General features: G+C 47.5%; 2 protein-coding genes. One reads left to right on the top strand and one right to left on the bottom strand.

The features are described from left to right. Position 1: 1 nt before the first annotated feature. Positions 2–364 (bottom strand): hypothetical protein, encoded by a 363-nt coding sequence (locus OCV12_RS22785; RefSeq protein WP_116870123.1) that lies wholly within the window; start codon positions 362–364, stop codon positions 2–4. 186 nt (positions 365–550) lie between these two features. On the opposite strand from OCV12_RS22785, the gene OCV12_RS22780 reads away from it, so the two are divergent. After that, positions 551–22,648 carry a tandem-95 repeat protein gene (locus OCV12_RS22780; RefSeq protein ID WP_261886259.1) on the top strand — a complete coding sequence of 7,366 codons (22,098 nt, stop codon included), beginning with the start codon at positions 551–553 and terminating at the stop codon, positions 22,646–22,648. Positions 22,649–22,677: the final 29 nt, after the last annotated feature.

The raw sequence follows: 22,677 nt of genomic DNA, 5'->3' as shown, positions 1-22,677 counted from the left end.
CCTACCTCGATGACTTCTCATCAACCACTTCCTTAATATCCAACAGGTGATTGATTTGTCGATTGACGTTTTGTAGTTCAGTTTTTACATCCTCTAAAAGCTCTTCTGGAGCAGGGAACTCGTGTTTACTTAAATGTTCCAATTTGGCCATTTTGGGCGGTAGGTCTTGGTCACATAGCAAGGTTAAGATGGTCTTCAGTTTTTTTGAGTAGTTGTTGAGTTCGTCAAAACGATTACCCTTATGAAGCGTCTCTATGTTGATTGCTGCGTCTGAAAAGTCCTTATAAAAGTCGCCTAATAGCAATTGCAGCCCTTTGTGGTTGTTGTCGATTGAACGCAACAAATTCGTCATGTCTATCATCATTCCACTGCCTTAATTGCTTTAATCACAATAACTAAGGATCTTTAAAGATAGTTTTCAAATTTTTTTTGATTCTTTATGCACAAAAATAAAAATATGAAAAATGTTGTATAAAAACTTGGTTTTCCAAAATGGTGTCCTTTAATGCCTCTAAATACGATCAGTTAGCTAGTAGCAACGGAGGCTGTAATGGCAGGCGAAAATAACCAAAACAACCAAAATGAAGATCTAAATGACGCGGTAGAACAAACGGACACGAACGACGCGGGTACACCCTCCCAGCAGCAGAATCAACAAAACCAACAGAATACAATTGCGTCTACGATAGCGACGGGTGCAGAAAACACCGACGCAGCAGACGAAATTAACCAAGCGTTAGAAGACAACCCAAGTGGCGCTGGTAATTCAGAAGAAGCAGCGGCTTCAGGTGGTGCGGTTCAAGAGGACACACCGGAAAGTGGTAGTGATTCAGATGCTGCTCAATCAAATGTTGTAGACAGTGCAGCTTCGGACGCTGGTACAGGTGATGCAGCAGGTAGTGGCGGCGGTTCAGGTGCCGGTGCACAAGCTGTAGGTGGTGGTGAAAGTACAGCTTCTGAAGGTGGTTCAGATGCTGAAGGTAATGAAGAGCAGGGCCAAGCAGCAAGAACGTCAGCTGCGCCTAGTGCGGATTCTTCTGACTCTAACGAACAACCCGTGGGCGATGATTTAGATTCACAAACGGTTGAAGAGACATTCGCCGTTGATGTTCAAGCTTCGGACGAAGAGACCATCAATGAAGTAGAAGATGACTTTGATTCAGAGACGGTAAGTGAAACGTTCAAAATCAAAGTAGAAAGCGAAAATGATGCACCAGAGGCAGAACAAGATCTGGCTTACATCATGGATGAAGATGGCTCCATTACATTCACTCAAGAACAATTACTCGAATACGCAAGTGATGTAGATGGTGATGAGCTGGTTGCTTCAAACGTTCAAGTCGGTGCTGACGCTACGGTTCAAGATAATGGCGACGGTACTTTCACCGTTGTTCCTTCCGCTGATTTTAATGGTGAACTCGACCTTACTTTCGATATCAGTGACGGCCAAGAAACCATAAGCAGCGCCATCGATTTAACAGTTCGTCCTATTAATGACGCGCCTGTACCAGAAGATAAAACCTTTGAAATTGAAGAAGATGGCACACTTGTTTTCACCGATGCTGATCTTCTAACAGGTGCGACCGACATTGAAGGCGACCACCTTTCTGTTGAAGGCGTTACCTACGATGGCGGCGATGGTATCCTTACCGACAACGGCAATGGCACGTACACTTTCGCGCCAAACGAGAACTTCAATGGCGATGTAAACTTCAGCTTCGATGTATCTGACGGTACCGATACGGTGTCTGCAAATATCGATGTGAGCGTTACCGCGGTTGATGATGCGCCAGTGTCTGGTGATTTAGCTTACTCAGTTGATGAAGACGGTTCGATTCGTTTAAGCCAAGAGCAACTGCTGTCGCAAGCATCTGACGTTGAAGGCGACGACCTAACAGCTAGTAGCTTAACCGTTGATGGTGATGCGACGGTTGCTCAAAACGTAGATGGTAGCTTCACGATTACACCAGATGAGAACTTCAATGGTGACATTGATATCAGCTTTGATATCTCTGACGGCACCAACACGGTTCAAGCATCTGCTGACCTGACCGTTAATCCAATTAACGATCTTCCAGCTCCTCAAGATCAACAGTTCAGCGTTGAGGAAGACGGCACACTCATCTTTACTGATGCCGACCTTCTAACAGGTGCGACAGACATTGAAGGTGACAACCTGTCTGTTGAAGGTGTTACCTACGATGGCGGCGACGGTATCCTTACCGACAACGGCAATGGCACATATACATTCGCTCCAAATGAGAACTTCAATGGCGATGTAAACTTCAGCTTCGATGTGTCTGACGGCACCGATACGGTCTCTGCGAACATCGATGTAAGCGTAACTGCCGTTGATGATGCGCCAGTGTCGGGTGATTTAGCTTACTCAGTTAATGAAGATGGTTCGATTCGCTTGAGCCAAGAGCAACTGCTGTCTCAAGCATCAGATGTTGAAGGCGATGACCTGACTGCAAGCAGCCTAACGGTCGATGGTGACGCAACAGTCACTCAGAACGAAGACGGCAGCTTTACCATCACGCCAGATGAGAACTTCAATGGCGACATCGATATCAGTTTTGATATCTCCGATGGCACCAATACGGTTCAAGCGTCTGCTGACTTAACCGTCAACCCAATCAATGACTTGCCAGTACCTCAAGATCAACAGTTCAGTGTAGAAGAAGACGGCACGCTAATCTTCACCGATGCTGACCTACTAACCGGTGCGACAGATATTGAAGGCGACAACCTTTCAGTTGAAGGTGTTACCTACGATGGCGGCGACGGTATTCTTACCGATAACGGTAATGGCACATACACATTTGCTCCAAATGAGAACTTCAATGGCGATGTAAACTTCAGCTTCGATGTGTCTGACGGCACCGATACCGTCTCTGCAAACATCGATGTCAGCGTAACTGCGGTTGATGATGCTCCAGTGTCGGGTGACTTAGCTTACTCAGTAGATGAAGATGGTTCGATTCGCTTGAGCCAAGAGCAACTGCTGTCGCAAGCATCTGACGTTGAAGGCGACGACCTAACAGCTAGCAGCTTAACCGTTGATGGTGATGCGACGGTTACTCAAAACGTAGATGGTAGCTTTACCATTACCCCGGATGAGAACTTCAATGGCGACATCGATATCAGCTTCGATATCTCAGATGGTACCAACACGGTTCAAGCGTCTGCTGACCTAACCGTTAACCCTGTTAATGACTTGCCAGTTCCTCAAGGTCAGCAGTTCAGTGTTGAAGAAGACGGCACGTTAATCTTTACAGATGCAGATCTGCTAACAGGCGCGACAGACATTGAAGGTGACAACCTTTCTGTTGAAGGTGTTACCTACGATGGCGGCGACGGCATTCTTACCGATAACGGTAATGGTACGTACACCTTTGCGCCAAACGAGAACTTTAATGGTGATGTGAACTTCAGCTTCGATGTGTCTGACGGTACCGATACTGTATCTGCGAACATCGATGTAAGTGTAACTGCGGTTGATGATGCGCCAGTGTCGGGTGACTTAGCTTACTCAGTAGATGAAGACGGTTCGATTCGTTTGAGCCAAGAGCAACTGCTGTCGCAAGCATCTGATGTTGAAGGCGATGACCTCACAGCAAGCAGCCTAACCGTTGATGGTGATGCAACAGTTACGCAAAGCGAGGATGGTAGTTTCACCATCACGCCAGATGAGAACTTCAATGGTGACATTGATATCAGCTTTGATATCTCAGATGGTACAAATACGGTTCAAGTATCTGCAGACCTAACCGTTAATCCAATCAATGACCTGCCAGTTCCTCAAGATCAACAATTCAGCATTGAAGAAGACGGAACGCTGCAGTTTACTGATGCAGATCTGCTAACCGGTGCAACTGATATTGAAGGTGATGACTTAACGGTTGAAGGTATCAGTTATGAAGGGACTGATGGGGTACTGACAGACCATGGTGGTGGCTCATATAGCTTCGCGCCAAACGAAAACTTTAACGGTGATGTCAACTTCAGCTTCGATGTGTCTGACGGTACAGATACCGTATCTGCAAACATCGATGTCAGCGTAATTCCAGAGAACGATCCGCCTGTTGCAGGCTCTACGTCTTACACGGTTAATGAAGACAACTCGATTACCATTTCTGATGCACAACTATTGGCAACTTCTTCTGACATTGAAGGCGATGTATCAATAGATAGCGTGACTTATTCAGGTAGTGACGGTGTTCTTGAAATCAACGGTAACGGTACTTATACCTTCTCACCAAACGAGAACTTTAACGGCGAAATTGCTCTTGATGTCGTGGTTGCCGATGAAGAGGGTGCGACAGATGCGACAACCGCGGGTATCACAGTACTTGAAGTGAACGATCCGCCAGTTGCAGGCCCAACGTCTTACACCATTGATGAAGATTCAGTGCTTACATTCAGTGAGTCACAAGTTTTGCTTAACGCTTCTGATGTTGAAGGGGATGTTGAGCTTGTCGGCATTAGCTATGACGGCCCCGACGGCATCTTCTCAGTAAATGGTGACGGGACTTGTAGCTTTGCTCCGAATGAGAATTTTAACGGCCAAGTTCAGTTAGATGTAACTATTCGTGATGAAGATGGGGCAGAAGTTGATACGGTCATCAACGTGGATGTTCTGCCTATCAACGATGCACCAGTATCGGGTGACTTGGCTTACAACGTTAACGAAGACGGTTCAATCACCTTAAGCCAAGAACAACTACTGTCTCAAGCGTCGGATGTTGAAGGCGAAGACCTAACCGCGAGCGACCTAACGGTTGATGGCAACGCGACAGTAACCGCTAATGATGACGGTAGCTTCACCATTGTTCCAGACGCGAACTTTAATGGTGACGTTGATATCCAATTCAACATCACAGATGGTACTGACACGGTTCAAGCTACTGCGGATTTAACCGTTAATCCTGTTAATGACTTACCGGTTCCTCAAGACCAACAATTCAGCATTGAAGAAGACGGCACACTGCAATTCACCGACGCTGACCTACTTACTGGTGCCACCGATATTGATGGCGATGACCTCACCGTAGAAGGCATCAGCTACACCGGTGGTGACGGTGTATTAACAGACCATGGTGATGGTACTTATACCTTTGCACCAAACGAAAACTTCAATGGTGATGTGAACTTCAGTTTCGATGTCTCTGATGGCACAGAAATGGTCAGCGCAAACATTGATGTGAGCGTGACGCCTGAAAATGATCCGCCAGTTGCGGGTTCCACTTCGTACATGGTGAACGAAGACAATGCGATTACCATCTCTGATGAGCAATTATTAGCTAACTCTTCGGATATTGAAGGTGCGGTGTCGGTCGATAGCGTGACCTATAGCGGCACCGATGGTGTGTTCCAAGATAACGGCGACGGCAGTTACACCTTCCTTCCTAATGAAAACTTCAGCGGTGATATCAGCCTTGATGTGATTGTTGCAGATGAAGAGGGTGCAATTGATGAAACCACAGCAGGCATTACCGTTCTTGAAGTAAACGATCCACCTGTTGCAGGACCTACGTCTTACACCATTGATGAAGATTCTGTTCTAACGTTCAGTGAATCTCAGATTCTTGTGAATGCTTCAGACGTGGAAGGTGACGTTGAGCTTGTCGGTATCAACTACGACGGGTCAGACGGTATCTTTACCGTCAATGGTGATGGAACATGCAGTTTCGCGCCAAATGAAAACTTCAATGGTCAGGTTCAACTGGATGTGACTATTCAAGATGAAAGTGGCGCTACGGTTGAAACGCATATCAATGTTGATGTACTACCAATTAACGATCCACCGGTATCTGGTGATCTGGCTTACACGATTAACGAAGACAGCTCAATCACGCTGACACAAGATCAATTGTTAGCACGAGCGGGTGACATCGATAGCGATAATCTAGAAGCGATTAATCTATCGACGGATGAAAATGCGACCATTCAACAAAACGAGGATGGCAGCTACACCATTACACCCGACGCTGATTACAACGGCGACCTAGACCTAAGCTTCGATATCATCGATAACGATGGTGGTGAGGTTCAAGTTGGTCTCGATATTACAGTTAATCCACTGAATGACTTGCCACAAGCGCAAGATCAACAGTTCACCATTGAAGAAGACGGCACATTACTGTTTACCGATGAAGACCTACTTGCTGGAGCATCGGATCTTGATGGTGATGAGCTGTCGATTGAAAATGTACTTTATACAGGTGCAGACGGTGTACTGAGTGACAATGGCGATGGCACCTACAGCTTTGCACCAAACGAGAACTTCAATGGTGATGTTCAATTCTCATTCGATGTCTCTGATGGTACAGGTTCAACTGCTGCCGTTATCGATGTTAGCGTAACGCCAGAGAATGATCCGCCTGTTGCCGGTTCAACCTCTTACACAGTTCAAGAAGATGGCCAAATCACTATCAGTGATGAGCAGCTATTAGCGAACTCTTCTGATGTTGAAGGCGATGTTTCACTATCAAGTGTTAGTTACACAGGTGACGACGGTTCGTTTGTTGATAACGGTAATGGTACATACACCTTCACGCCAAATGAAAACTTCGACGGTGATATTTCACTGGATGTTGTTGTCGTTGACGAAGATGGTGCAACGGCGACAACCACAGCAGGCATTGATGTTATTGCTGTGAATGATGGTCCGGAAGCCTCTGGTATTCAGGCTGAAGTTGACGAAGACAATTCAATCACTATTACTCAAGATCAGTTACTTGCGAATGCAACTGACGTTGAAGGTGATGAGTTAACGGCGTCTAACCTTCAAACCAATGACCCTGATGCGACGATTGTTGCGAATGACGATGGCTCATTCACTATCACGCATACCGAGAACTTCAATGGCGAGTTGGACTTCACATACAGCATCAGTGATGGTGACAATGAAGTTCTGACCACACTCGATCTAACCGTTAATCCAGTTAATGATGCGCCGGAAGCCGGTGAAGAGATCTTCATTCAAGCACAAGAAGACCAAACGGTTGGTGTGACGCTTCGTGAAGAGCCAGCACTACGTCTGGATCAAGCGCCAGAAAACGGCATCATCGAAGCAAATCTTGATAATGAGTGGGTAGTACTCGAAGTTGGACAGGAAGTACCAGCTGACACAGAAGTGCGCTTTGTACCAAGCGAAGACGCTTTAGCTGAAGGTACACATACTACGCAAATTGGTACCTTCGATGATAATGCGAGCGTTGATGACTGGGGCACAGAAGTTGACCCATATACTCGTGAGTTCTCGGATGGTGACTTAACGGTTACGGTTCAAAGTAACGATGATCCTCTTGGTGCGTGGAATGGTAATACGCACATTGGTCATGGTATCGGTGATACCGACCGTCAAGGCTTGAGTGGCGATGAAAAACTGACTATCTCGGTTGAAGGTCAAGATATCAATGAAATTAGCTTCCACCTAGATGGTTTGGGTGGTTGGTTCATGGAAGAGTCGCGCCACTTTACTGAAGTCGAAATTCGCGCCTTCAATGAAGACGGTGACATGATTGACTCGATGACTTACCACAAAGAAGACCGTGGGACGTTCGAGACAGACTACACGCTAACCGTTGACCAACCTGTGTCTTACTTTGAACTGGGTACAGTGCAAGGTAATGGTACTTATGTTGTGCAAAACATGACAGTGTCACAAACTTGTCATGATGAAGCCGTGTTTACATCGATTGGTGTAGACGGTTCTGAAATCACTGAAACGGTTGAGTTGAACATCCATGCGGGTGACAACGAAATCGAACTAACGGCTGATCTTCCTAATATCACTATCGATACTGAAGGTTCAGCTCAGTTTGCTTCTGTTGTGATTACTGAAGAACAACTGCTAGCTCAGGCATCAGACATTGATGGCGATGATCTTGATATTCAGAATCTAGAGTTGGTGGGTGAAAATTCAGAGCATGCAATACTAACAGATAACGGTGATGGCACTTGGACAGTAACACCGGATGAAAACTTCTATGGTGAAATTGAGCTAGGGTATCAAGTTAGCGATGGTGAGTTAACTGACGACAACATCATAAACATCAACTTCGAATCGGTGAATGATGCGCCAATCGTTTCTGGCCCAATTGTTTTATCGACAGACGAAGATCAAGGTATCACGTTCAGCGCTGATGATCTGTTGGCGAACACCACAGATATAGAGGGCGATACGCTGTCCATTTCTGACATCACTTACGGTGGTGATGACGGTGACTTAGTCGACAATGGCGATGGTACATTTACCTTCATGCCGAATGAGAACTTTAACGGTGAAATCGACATCGACTACAAGGTGTTTGATGGTACCGATGAAGTGGCAACGCACCTCGACCTAACGGTTGTGCCTGTTAACGATGTTCCAGTTCCAGGTGAACCGCTACACACCCAAATGCTTGAAAACGGCTCCATGATCATCGAAGCGAAAGACCTATTGTCTGGCGCGACGGATGTCGATGGCGACATTCTTCATGTCGAAAACCTACTGCTAGTAGACCAAACGCAAGGTACGCTAACGGACAATGGCGATAACACTTTTACCTTTGAACCGGCTGAGAACTTCTATGGTGAAGTGAACCTGACCTTCGATATCAGTGATGGTCAAGCAAGCGCGCCAAGCACAGCAAGAGTTGACGTTGAGATTGTCAACGAAGGCCCTGAAGTGAGCGGTCCAATTGAAGCGGCAGTTGATGAAGATGGCTCAATTACCATTACACAAGAGGACTTGTTAGCGAACGCGACGGATGTCGATGGCGACAACCTTGAAGCGGTTAACTTAGCGACCAATGATCCAAATGCGGTTATCGTAGAAAACTCAGACGGTAGTTTCACTATCACACCAAGCGCAGACTTCTTTGGCGAGATTGAGTTTACTTACGATGTCACAGATGCGATTGAGACAGTTGCTGCTGACCTTAACCTAACCGTAAACCCTATCAACGATGCTCCAGATGTACCGGACATGTCTTTCACTACGGAAGACGGTCAAGCGATTACTATTACCGAAGCTGAACTATTAGCACAAGCGACAGACATTGAAGGCGATGAGCTGTCTGTAGTGAATGTGACTAGCGCGAGCGACACGGTAGAAGTCACGGATAACGGTGATGGAACATATACACTAACGCCAGAACAGGGCTTCTTCGGCAATGTTGATCTAGCGTTTGATGTGAGCGACGGCACTGATGTGGTCGCGGCAAACATCGACCTGAAAGTTGAATTCGTAAACGATGCACCAGAAGCAACGTCAATGGTTGCAGATGTCGACGAAGACGGTTCAATTCTGGTTACACAAGAGATGTTGCTAGAGAACGCAAGCGACCAAGATGGCGATGAGCTGTTTGCGAGTGCACTTGAAACCAACGATCCAAATGCAAGCATCGTAGACAATGGCGATGGCACTTACACGGTGACACCTTCGGAGAACTTCAACGGTGATATCGCATTCACTTATGAGGTGAGCGATGGTGAGTTAAGTACCTCTAATGACATGACATTGACCGTGAATCCGGTGAATGACATTCCAATTGTTGCTCCAGGCATGTATCACATCGAAGAGGATGGCAGCATCCTGTTCACTCAAGAAGATCTATTGAGTGGTGCGATTGATATCGATGGGGACGACCTAAGCGTTACCAGCATCAATTACTCTGGTGATGAAGGCACAGTAACCGATAACGGCGATGGTACGTTCAGCTTCGTTCCTGAAGAACACTTTAGTGGTGATCTACAGTTCAGCTTTACAGTGACCGACGGCACAACTGAAGTAGAGCAAGATCTCAATGTTCACATTGAAGCGGTTGCGGATGCGCCGGATCTTGTGATTACCGATGGTGATGGCGTTAACGTTGATGACCAAGCTATTTTGGTTGAGCCAGGCGGTATTGTTGAACTGAATATTGCAGCGGCTCTTGTCGACCAAGACTTGTCTGAAACACTCACTGTAACGGTAGATGGTGTGCCAGAAGGCTCGGTTATCCAATACGATAACGAAGGCGTTCTGAATGACCAAGAGAACGGTATCACCAGTTACAACGATACTGAAATCACAGTAACGTTTGAAGGCGAAACCGCTGGCTACCAAAACGCAGCCGGTTACTACAAAGTTGACGAAGATGGCAACATCACTGGTGTTGAAGTTGTTTACGAAAACGCATCACAAGTCGGTGGTGGCGGTGACCTTGTCCCAGGGCAAGATCAATTCAGCTTCCAAGTTGCAGAAGGTGAAAGCTTCAACCTGTTCTTAATTCCAAACGGACATCAGCACAACGACTTTGACGCGATGCAAGAGGGTCAGTATGAGTTCCGTGCTGAAGATGGTTCGCCTGCAAACATGGATACAGTTGATCCTCAACTTGTATTTGTTGCTGCCGATGGCACTGAAACAGTAATTCAAGGTCAGAATGGTGACGCGATCTTCCACGGTGGTTCAAGCGCTCAACTAAACCAAGACGGTATCGAACATACTCGCACCACGGTTAATGAAGACGGTGAGCTGGTTTACGGCTTTGAAGATTTGTATGGAGGCGGTGACGCTGACTATACCGATTTCAACTTCACCATTGATGTGGGTGAGGTGAACAGCCAAATCTATAGCGGTGAAGTGACTGTTGGCCCAGATGGTTCTGTAACACTACCAACAACGGCTATCGCACAAGAGCTGCAAATCCAGCTACCAGAAGACTTCAATGAACAGCTTGAAGTTCATGTGACTGCAACCGCAACAGAGCTATCGAATGATGATTCTGAAACGGTGTCTCAAACTATCTACATTAATGCGACAGGCGCGCACATTGAACACGCACCTGAAGCACTTCCTGTTGCAGCAACAGTGGAAGAAGATGGTTCAATTATCATCACGCAAGAAGACTTGTTGGCTAACGCTCGCGATTTAGATGGCGACCAACTCACAGCGCTTAACCTAGCAACTGATGATGACAATGTGACCATCACGGATAACGGCGATGGTACTTACACATTAACGCCAGACGCTGACTTCAACGGGGATGTTAACTTCACCTTCGATGTATCGGATGGCGATGATGTTGTCTCTACTAACCTAGAGCTAACCGTTTCACCTGTGAATGACGGTCCAGAAGCACAAGACCAAGCGTTCACAGTTAACGAAGATGGCGTATTAACCTTCACAGACCAAGACCTATTAACGGGTGCTACGGACATTGAAGGGGATGACCTAAGCGTTGACGGTGTCACTTACACTGGCGCGGATGGTGTCCTAACTGATAACGGTGACGGTACATACAGCTTCGCGCCGAACGAAAACTTCAACGGCGATGTGAACTTCTCGTTTGATGTTTCAGACGGTACAGATACAGTCACAGCGAATGTTGATGTGAGCGTGACACCTGAGAACGATCCTCCGGTTGCTGGCAGCACGTCTTACACCGTTCATGAAGATAACTCCATCACCATCAGTAACGAACAATTGCTTGCGAACTCTTCAGATATCGAAGGTGAAGTGGCGATTGATAGCGTGACTTACAGTGGTAGCGATGGTGTGCTTGAAATCAACGGTAACGGCACTTACACCTTCTCTCCGAACGAGAACTTTAATGGCGAAGTTAGCCTAGATGTTGTTGTGACAGATGAAGATGGTGCGACTGAATCCACTACTGCAGGCATTACTGTTCTTGAAGTGAATGATCCGCCGGTTGCAGGTCCAACATCATACACAATCGACGAAGATTCAGTTCTGACATTCAGCGAGTCTCAAGTTCTACTCAATGCTTCAGATGTTGAAGGCGATGTTGAACTTGTTGAGATCAACTACGATGGTCCAGACGGTATCTTCTCAATCAATGGTGACGGTACATGTAGCTTTGCACCGAATGAAAACTTCAACGGTCAAGTTCAGTTGGATGTGACCATTCAAGATGAAGACGGTGCTCAAGTTGACACCTACATTACGGTAGATGTGTTGCCAATCAATGATGTTCCAGTATCGGGAGATTTGGCATACAGCGTTGAGGAAGACGGTTCAATTACCTTGAGCCAAGAGCAACTTCTATCTCAAGCGAATGATGTAGACGGTGATGACTTAACCGCTTCCAACTTAATGGTTGATGGTGATGCGACGGTTACCGCCAACGATGACGGTAGCTTTACCATCACACCAGATGCGAACTTCAACGGTGATATTGACCTAACGTTCGACATCAACGACGGGGCAGACACTCTTGTTGCTACCGCTGACCTAACAGTGAATCCAGTTAACGATTTACCACAACCGCAAGACCAAACGTTCAGCATTGGTGAAGACGGTGTCTTGAACTTCACTGATGAAGACCTGCTAACGGGCGCTACCGATATCGATGGGGATGACTTGTCGGTTGAAGGTGTGACTTACACAGGTGCTGATGGTGTTCTTACCGATAACGGTGATGGCAGCTACAGCTTCGCACCAAATGAGAACTTCAATGGCGACGTGAACTTCAGCTTTGATGTGTCAGATGGTACGGACACGGTTCAAGCCAATATCGATGTGAGTGTGACACCAGAGAATGATCCACCTGTTGCTGGTAGCACGTCTTACACCGTTCATGAAGACAACTCAATTACCATCAGCGATGAGCAGCTCCTAGCGAACTCTTCGGATATCGAAGGTGATGTTGCCGTTGATAGCGTGACTTACTCTGGCACAGACGGTGTCTTTGAAGACAACGGCGATGGTACTTACACCTTCTTACCAAACGAAAACTTCAACGGCGAAGTGAGCCTTGATGTTGTTGTAGCTGATGAGGATGGCGCGACTGAAGCGACAACTGCAGGCATTACAGTTCTTGAGGTGAACGATCCGCCAATCGCAGGTGTGACAAGTTACTCTGTGAACGAAGATGAAGTGATTACCATCAGTTCTGAGCAACTGTTGGCTAATGCTTCAGATATCGAAGGTGAAGTGGCGATTGATAGTGTTAACTACACTGGTTCAGACGGTATCTTCACTGACAACGGTGACGGTACGTTCAGCTTCGCACCGAACGCAAACTTCGACGGTGATGTCAGCCTTGACGTGGTCGTGACCGATGAAGATGGCGCAACCGCAACCACCACGGCAAACATTGATGTTCTGCCTGTGAACGATGCTCCGGTATCGGGTGAGTTGGCATACAGTGTTGATGAAGATGGTTCGATTAACCTAAGCCAAGAGCAGTTACTTGCTCAAGCGGGTGACGTTGATGGTGATGACCTATCGGCATCTAACCTAACCGTTGACGGCAATGCGACAGTAACAGCAAACGACGACGGTAGTTTCACTATCACGCCAGATGCTGACTTCAATGGCGACATTGATTTGAACTTCGACATTACCGACGGTGATGCGACGATTCAAGCAACGGCAGACCTAACGGTTAACCCAGTCAACGACCTGCCAACCGTCGGCGAGCCACAGTTTGTGACTCAAGAAGACACCAGCTTTACCTTCACTGAAGAACAACTTCTGCAAAACGCAGGCGATATTGATGGCGACAACTTGTCGGTCGAAAATGTTGCTTCTGATAGCGGTTCATTGGTGGACAACGGTGATGGTACTTACACATTTGCGCCGAATGAAAACTTCGATGGTAATGTGAATGTGACGTTCGATGTGAATGACGGCACGGCAACGGTACCTGCAGAAGCGACGATTGACGTTCAATCTGTGGTTGATATGCCAGAGTTGTCGATTGCGTCTGACTTATTGATTGCTTCCGATAACTTCGAGTCTGGATCGAATGGCTGGAACACAGGCACAGAAAGCTCACAAGGCTTCGAGTCGGGTGACATGCTAGGTCGAATTGGTGGCACCGGCGGCGATGAAGCGGTCAGCAAAACTTACGACATTCCAAGCGATATAAGCGAGGTTAATATCTCGTTCAGCTTCTACGAAATCGACTCTTGGGATGGTGAGTCCTTCCAAATCTTTGTTGGTGGCGAAGAGCTAACTACATTAGATAACTCTGCGTTCCGTACACAAGATGGCACAACAACGCTTTACGACTCAGCTGGTAATGAAGTCGGCGAAGTGGTTCACGGCGTATCGCAAGGTGAGGGCTTCAGTGGTTGGAACGATCAAGCACACCAAATCAACCTAACGGTTCCAGTCGAAGATGGCCAACTTGAACTTGGGTTTGGTTCAACGTTGAATCAAAGCGTCAATGACGAGTCGTTTGGTATCGACAACATCGAAATCTCAGTGTCTGACGCGGATTACCAAATCATTGGTACCGAAGACACACCAGTTCCACTGGATATCGATGCCGCACTAACGGATACCGATGGTTCAGAAAATCTCGCTATCTTGATTGAAGATGTACCAGAGGGAAGTTCGCTTTCTGCAGGTACCGACAACGGCGATGGCACATGGTCTCTACAGCCAGAAGAACTTGCAGGGTTAGAGTTTATTCCTTCAGGTGATTTCAATGGCGATGTGGTGCTAACGGTTAATGCGACATCAACAGATGTTGATACCGGTACAACTGCAACAGCAACGCAAGATGTGACGATTCATATCTCGCCTGCGAACGATGCGCCAGAGGTAGAAGGTGATATCAGCGCGGTCACTGCCGAAGACAACAGCATTACGCTAACTCAAGAGCAGTTGCTAGAGCACGCTGTCGACATTGATGGTGATGATCTATCCGCAATCAACCTAACCACCAATGATGAAAATGCGACCGTTGAAATGAACGACGATGGCAGTTTCACCATTACACCAAGTGAAAACTTCAACGGTAATATTGAATTTAGTTACGATGTCACTGATGGAGAAGACATGGTGGCAGCGGGCCTAGACTTGACGGTAACACCAGTCAATGACGCGCCAGAGCCACAAGACCAAGCATTCACCATTGGTGAGGATGGGGTTCTTAACTTCACAGACGAAGACCTACTAACGGGTGCAACGGATGTTGAAGGTGACGACCTAACAGTCGAAGGTGTGACCTACACGGGCGCTGACGGTGTGCTTACTGATAATGGTGATGGCAGCTACAGCTTTGCACCAAACGAGAACTTCAATGGTGATGTGAACTTTAGCTTTGATGTGTCAGATGGCACAGATACGGTTCAAGCTAGCATTGATGTGAGCGTAACGCCTGAGAACGATCCTCCAGTGGCGGGCAGCACGTCTTACACGGTTCACGAAGACAACTCAATCACCATCAGCAACGAGCAGCTATTGGCTAACTCTTCTGATGTTGAAGGTGAGGTGGCGATTGATAGCGTGTCTTACACTGGCAGTGATGGTGTGTTCGAAGACAACGGTGACGGCACGTACACCTTCTCACCAAATGAAAACTTCAATGGCGAAGTAAGCTTGGCCGTTGTTGTTACTGATGAAGATGGTGCCACTGAAGCGACCACCGCCGGAATTACGGTTCTTGAGGTTAACGATCCACCAATCGCTGGCTCTACAAGCTACTCAGTGAATGAAGATGAAGTCATCACCATCAGTTCAGAGCAACTGTTGGCGAACTCTTCAGACGTTGAAGGTGAAATGGCGATTGATAGCGTGAACTACACAGGCGCTGACGGCATCTTTACTGACAATGGCGATGGAACATTCAGCTTCGCGCCAAACGCAAACTTCGATGGAGATGTTAGCCTTGATGTAGTAGTTACCGATGAGGACGGTGCAACGACAGCCACAACGGCAAGCATTGATGTTCTACCAATCAATGATCCACCAGTATCGGGTGATTTGGCATACAGCATTGATGAAGATGGGTCGATTACTCTGACTCAAGAGCAATTGCTATCTCAAGCATCGGACGTCGACGGCGATGACTTAACAGCAAGCAACCTAAGTGCGGGTGATAACGCGACTGTTGTTGATAATGGCGATGGTACCTTTACGGTGACACCAGATGCTGACTTCAACGGCAACATCGACCTAAGCTTTGACATCTCTGATGGTACAGAATCGATTGTGGCGAACGCCGAGCTAACGGTTAACCCAGTCAATGATCTACCAACCAGCGATGATGTTTATGCCAACGTAGACGAAGACAACACCATCACTATCACGCAGGAGCAGTTACTTGCCAATGCCGCGGATATTGAAGGTGATGAGCTTGTGGCTTCTAACCTAACCTTGGTGGGCGACGATGCAACCATTGTCGATAATGGCGATGGTACGTTCTCTATCACTCCAAGCGAAAACTTCAATGGTTACATTGATGTCGCGTACAGCATTAGCGATGGTGACACACCGATTGCGGCTCACTTAGGTCTAACGGTTGATCCAGTTAACGATGCTCCAATTGTCTCTGCTGATGTGGCGATAACTATCGAAGAAGACGGTTCGTACACCATCACTCAAGAAGAGTTGCTGCAATTCGCGACTGACATCGAAGACGATGACATGACCGCGATTATTGGTGCTGCAGGTGATGAAACAACGGTCACAGGTACAGTGTTAGACGCTGAAACTAGTAACCCAGTCTCTGGTGCTGAAGTGACGTTAACCGACAGTGCAGGGCACAGCTACACCACAGTTACTGATGATTCAGGAAACTACTCGGTGACTGGCGCAGTCGTCGACCAAGGTACCGTAACCATTGAGCAAGAAGGCTCTATCACCAGCAGCTTCATTGTCCCTGCGGGCGAGGATGTGAATGGTGGCGTGACCGCAATATCTGAAGTGCTTGAAGAAACAGATATGCGTATTGTGGTGACCTGGGGTGAAAGCCCACGTGATATGGACAACCACCTATGGCTCTACGATACCGAGAATGGTAACGAGCTAGACCATATCTATTACCGCGACATGAGCCATGATCTTGGTGAAGGTAACGTAGTTCAGCAAGATGTGGATGATGTAAATGGCCACGGCCCTGAAACTATCACCATTCCGAACTACCAAGATGCAGACATGCACTATTCAGTACACAACTACACCAACAGAAGTTGGGATGTGGATGGTGTTGAAGATGTGCAAGTTCAGGTGTTCGTTGGCGATACGCTGGTAGAAACCTTCAGTCCAGATTTGGCGGACAACCCATCGGGTGATCACTGGCATGTATTCGATATCGTGAACGGCGTGATTGTTCCAAGCCAAGATGTCGGTACACAAAACGCGTTTGATTTGCCAACGGCAGAAGAAGCGCTTGCGGCTGAAAACGGTATCGACATTTCTGAATTGCTAACCGGCGATGAAGATGGTGATTCTGGTGATACGGATGGTAACGAACCAAGTGTTGGTGATATCTCCATCGACAACGCGCTAATCACTGATAACGGTGATGGCACTTACACCATTACGCCGGAAGAGAACTTCAACGGTGAATTCTCCATTAGCTACAACGTGGATGATGGTAACGGTGGAGTGACTCCGGCAGAGCTAGATGTGACCGTAACAGCAGTCAACGACCTTTCTGTGATTTACGATCATGACTACACCATTAATGAAGATGGCTCATTAACCTTCACTGATGAACAGTTACTGGCTGGTGCAACGGATATCGACGGCGACGACCTTTCTGTTGAATCAGTTAACTACGAAGGCACCGACGGTGTGTTCACAGATAACGGCGATGGCACTTATACCTTCGCTCCAAACGAGAACTTCAATGGCAGCGTCGGCCTCACTTACGATGTCAGCGATGGAACCGATGTGGTATCGGCAAACATTGATGTTCAAGTTGTTCCAATCAATGACATACCTGTCGCAGGCACAACCTCTTACAGCGTTGAAGAAGATGGCAGTATCACCCTAAGCGACGCACAACTTCTGGCGAACAGCTCAGACGTTGAAGGGGATGTCTTTGTTAGCGATGTTAGCTACAGCGGCACAGATGGTGTGTTCACGGATAATGGTGATGGCACTTACACCTTCTCACCGAACGAAAACTTTAACGGTGACATCAGTCTTGATGTGTCTGTTATGGATGAGGATGGTGCAACGGCTGAAACAACGGCAGGCATCGATGTTATTGCCGTTAACGACCTACCAGTTGCAGGTTCCACGACCTACAGCGTTGATGAAGATAATGTGATTGTTATCTCTGATGCTCAACTTCTTGCGAACAGCTCAGACATTGAAGGTGATGTATCCGTTAGTGACGTTTCTTACTCGGGTGCCGAGGGTATCTTTACTGATAACGGTGACGGTACTTACAGCTTCGCACCAAACGAAAACTTCAACGGAAATGTCAGCCTAGATGTGACTGTTGCCGATGAAGACGGTGCAACCGCGCAAACTACCGCGGGTATTGACGTTGTCGCAGTCAACGACGCTCCAGTCTCTGGCGACTTGGCTTACTCCGTGGACGAAGATGGTTCAATTACCCTAAGCCAAGAGCAATTGCTGGCTCAAGCTTCAGATGTGGATGGCGATGACCTTACCGCTGCAAACCTAACGGTAGGTGACAACGCAACAGTAACGGCAAACGATGATGGTTCATTTACCATCACACCAGATGCTGATTTCAATGGCGATATTGATCTAAGCTTCGACTTGTCTGACGGTACTGAAACGGTTGTCGCAACGGCAGACCTTACTGTTAACCCAGTGAATGATGTCGCGGTTGTTGAAGATGTGGCTTACACCATTGAAGAAGACGGTTCACTAACCTTCACGGATGAGCAGCTGCTAGCGGGAGCTTCTGATATTGATGGTGATGAGCTTTCAGTTGCTGATGTGTCTTACACAGGCGCTGAGGGTGTGTTCACCGACAATGGTGATGGTACTTACACCTTCGCTCCAAATGAAAACTTCAATGGCGAAGTCGACTTAAGCTTCTCAGTAAGCGATGGCACGGCAACCACTGACGCCAATATCGATATAACAGTGACCGATGTTAACGACGCTCCAGTGGCGGGTTCAACGTCTTACCAAATGAACGAAGATGGCACGATTACCATTAGCCCTGAGCAGTTGATTGCTAACAGCTCAGACGTTGATGGTGAAGTATCACTTGATAGTGTGAGCTATTCCGGTGCAGACGGTATCTTGGTTCAAAATGAAGATGGTTCAGTCACCTTCGCTCCAAATGAAAACTTTAACGGCGACATCAGTCTTGATATGACGGTTATTGATGACGATGGTGCAACGGCTGAAACAACGGCTGGTATTGAAGTGATTGCTGTCAACGACGCTCCAGTAGCCGGAAACGTGGCTTACTCGGTAGATGAAGATGGTTCAATTACGCTGTCTCAAGAACAGTTGTTGGCGAACGCTTCCGATGTTGATGGCGATGCATTGACCGCAAGTAACCTATCTGCAGGTGACAATGCAACCGTAACAGCAAACGAAGATGGTTCATTTACTATCATGCCGGATGCTGATTTCAACGGTGACATTGACTTGAGCTTCGATGTGTCAGATGGCCTTGAAACGGTTCAAGCTGGCGTCGACCTAACGGTTAACCCAGTCAATGACCTTCCAACAGCAGAAGACCAAAGCTTCACCGTTGAGGAAGATGGAACGTTAATCTTCACGGATGCAGACCTATTAGCAGGCGCTGCAGACATTGATGGCGATGACTTGTCCATTACGGATGTGTCTTACACGGGCGCAGAGGGTGTGTTCACTGACAACGGTGACGGCACTTACAGCTTTGCTCCGAACGAGAACTTCAATGGTGATGTAAACCTTGGCTTTACAGTGTCTGATGGCACTGAGACGGTCGATGCCAATATTGATGTGACCGTAACGGACATTAACGATGCACCAGTGGCGGGTTCAACGTCTTACCAAATGAACGAAGATGGCACGATTACCATTAGCCCTGAACAGTTGATTGCGAACAGCTCAGATGTTGATGGTGAAGTGTCGCTTGAAAGCGTGACTTACACTGGCTCTGACGGCGAATTGGTTCAAAACGATGATGGTTCTGTGACCTTCACGCCGAGTGAGAACTTTAACGGTGATATCAGCCTCGATGTGGTTGTAACCGACGATGACGGTGCAGCAGCGACAACAACGGCGGGTATTGAAGTTCTGGCTGTGAATGATGGACCTGAGTCAGAGGATGTGAAACTCACCACAGCCGAAGACAGCACCATTCTTATCACACAAGACATGTTGTTAGCTCAAGCTACCGACATTGATAATACTGCAGATGAGCTGTCAGCATCTGGTCTACAAATCGACCCTAGCTTGGGCGAGTTGCTAGACAACGAAGATGGTACTTGGTCATTCACGCCAAACGAAAACTTCAATGGCGATGTGCCAATGACGTTTAACGTTAGCGATGGCCAAGAGACTACCTCAGTCGACGGCAACATCGATGTTACTCCAGTGAACGACGCACCTGAAGCACCGACCATTGAGATGCAAGGCGAAGAAGATGTGGTCATGGTCATTGACCCAGCTTACATTGCGGATCAAGTTACGGATCTAGATGGTGACGAGATCAGCATCGAAAGCATCACGGTTCGTGCTCCAGCTAATGCGACCTTAACTCAGCAGCCAGATGGCATGTATCACTTAGTGACTACTCAAGACTTCAATGGCTTGGTAGAACTGGGTTATCAAGCAACTGATGGCGAAGAAGTGGTTGATGGCTCGCTGAATGTGGATGTGATTCCAGTTAACGACGCTCCATTCAATGTCGGTAACGCAATGATGACCACAGACGAAGATGGCGCGTTCACCTTCGATGCGGGCGACTTGATGAACTTGTTCGGTGACATTGATACGGCTGACCTTGTAGTTTCACGCATTATCACTGCCGACGGTGAAGATGGCGGAGAAGTCACAGATAACGGTGATGGTACTTGGACATTCACACCAACCGGTGACTTCGCAGGCGTTTCAGACCTACAAGTTGTCGTGAGTGACGGTGAGTTTGAAACGGTTCTCGATGTTCCTGTGTACGTTCGTCCTGTTGCGGATGGCGCGGTGATTACCACTGACCATGACGGTCCGTTAGTCTTCGGTGAAGATGAGACGGGTCACTTAGGGCTGAACGTTGGTCTTGTTGATGATTCAGAAACACTAAGTAACTTGGTGATGACAGGTTTCCCTGTTGGATTCGAAGTAACCGATGGTATGAATACCGTGATGATCACTGAGCCGGGTCAATACATCGACCTGTTCGACTGGGATATTTCAAACATTCAAATGACGCCTCCTGAAGACTTCCATGGTGAGTTCTTCGTAACTGTAAGTGCAACAACGGTCGATTACGGAGATGAGCCAGAAGCGTTCGAAGATGGCATCGATTCTGGTGACTTCGAAACGGTAGCGGGTGATTCCATTATCCTTACCGCGGACGACCTAATTGGTTTGGCTGAGAATGTGGATGCAGACAGCGACGATGAAGTGAAACTGGTTCATCTAGCAGACCGCAGCCAAGGTGAGATTGTCGATAATGGCGATGGCACTTGGACGTTCACACCGGCACCTGGCTTTACTGGCGAAGCAGACATTGCTTACGTGGTCGATAAAGATGGCGTGCTTCATGATGAGCAGACTGGCGTGGTCGTGAAAGAGGGCGATTCACAAGAGAATGCAGCACCAGAAGTTAACAGCATCACAACCACTGAAATTGCAGCGGACGCTACCTTGTCGTTCACTGATCAAGACATGTTAGCGAACCTGAGCGATGCAGAGGGCGATAGCATGAGCATTGAGTCAGTGAGCTTGATGGAAGGTCAGGGTGTGATAGAGAGCGATAACCAAGGTAACTATCAATTCACACCGGCTGAAGATTACACCGGAGATGTTCAAGTTGGATTCATAGCGACCGATGGCGAAAACCGCATCGAAAGCTTCTTCAACGTGGATATCCAAGGTGGCGATGAAGCAGCCGCGAGTGAAGGCTATGCCTTAGCGGATGATGGTTCACTAACTATCACAGAGTCTCAGCTGGTGGATGAGTTGGGCGTTAGCGATACAGCACAAGTTGTTGATGTTGCAGACGCGAACGATGCAGGCTTCTTCGCTGAATCTGGTGAAGGCGAATGGACATACTGGCCAAACGAAGACTTCGACGGCAACTTAGCGATCAATGTCGACGTTAACGATGGTGGTGAAGTATCGAGCCATAGCTTAAGCATCCAAGTAGCTGATGATTCAGCGCAGAGTGATGAACCACAAGTACAAGCCGCTCAAGCAACTGAAGAGCAGCAAGTGGACGTCGCACAACAAGCTGATGACCAAGCTCAAGACAGTGAAACAGAAGCCGAAGATAGCGTTGCTGACGTGACAGCGGCTCCGGGCGATACCATCTCTATCTCGATTCCAGATGAGGTGAGTGGTAACGAATCGGTTGATTACGCTGAAATGTCTGGCTTACCTGAAGGCTCTGCTGTGAGTAACGCACTGGATAATGGTGATGGTAGCTTCACAATCAGCGGCAACTTAGATCAGCCTGTATCGGTTGAACTTCCTGAGGGTTACGAAGGTACTAGCGAGATCCAATTCCAAGGTTACGACGAATTGGGTAGCTCAATAGACGGTGCAAGCGGCTCTGTTGAAGTTGAGGTTGATGATCAATACACCATGCAAGGTTCTACTCAAGAGCAGCAACCAGACATGGCCGGTATGGAATCTGGTGGCAGCGATTGGACAAGTGCGGGTGGTCAAGACCAAGGTGTTGACTTCACGGACGACTCTGGAAGCTTCGATTCAGACTCTCAAACTGGAACCGATCAAGGCAACGACTTCGATCAAAGCTCGATCTAACCAGAAAGGTTGGGTTCGTTTGCGCCAAC

This window comes from Vibrio pomeroyi, assembly GCF_024347595.1.
Taxonomy (GTDB): domain Bacteria; phylum Pseudomonadota; class Gammaproteobacteria; order Enterobacterales; family Vibrionaceae; genus Vibrio; species Vibrio pomeroyi.
Note: the sequence above shows the minus strand (reverse complement) of the source record. Positions and strands in the feature narration are given on the sequence as shown.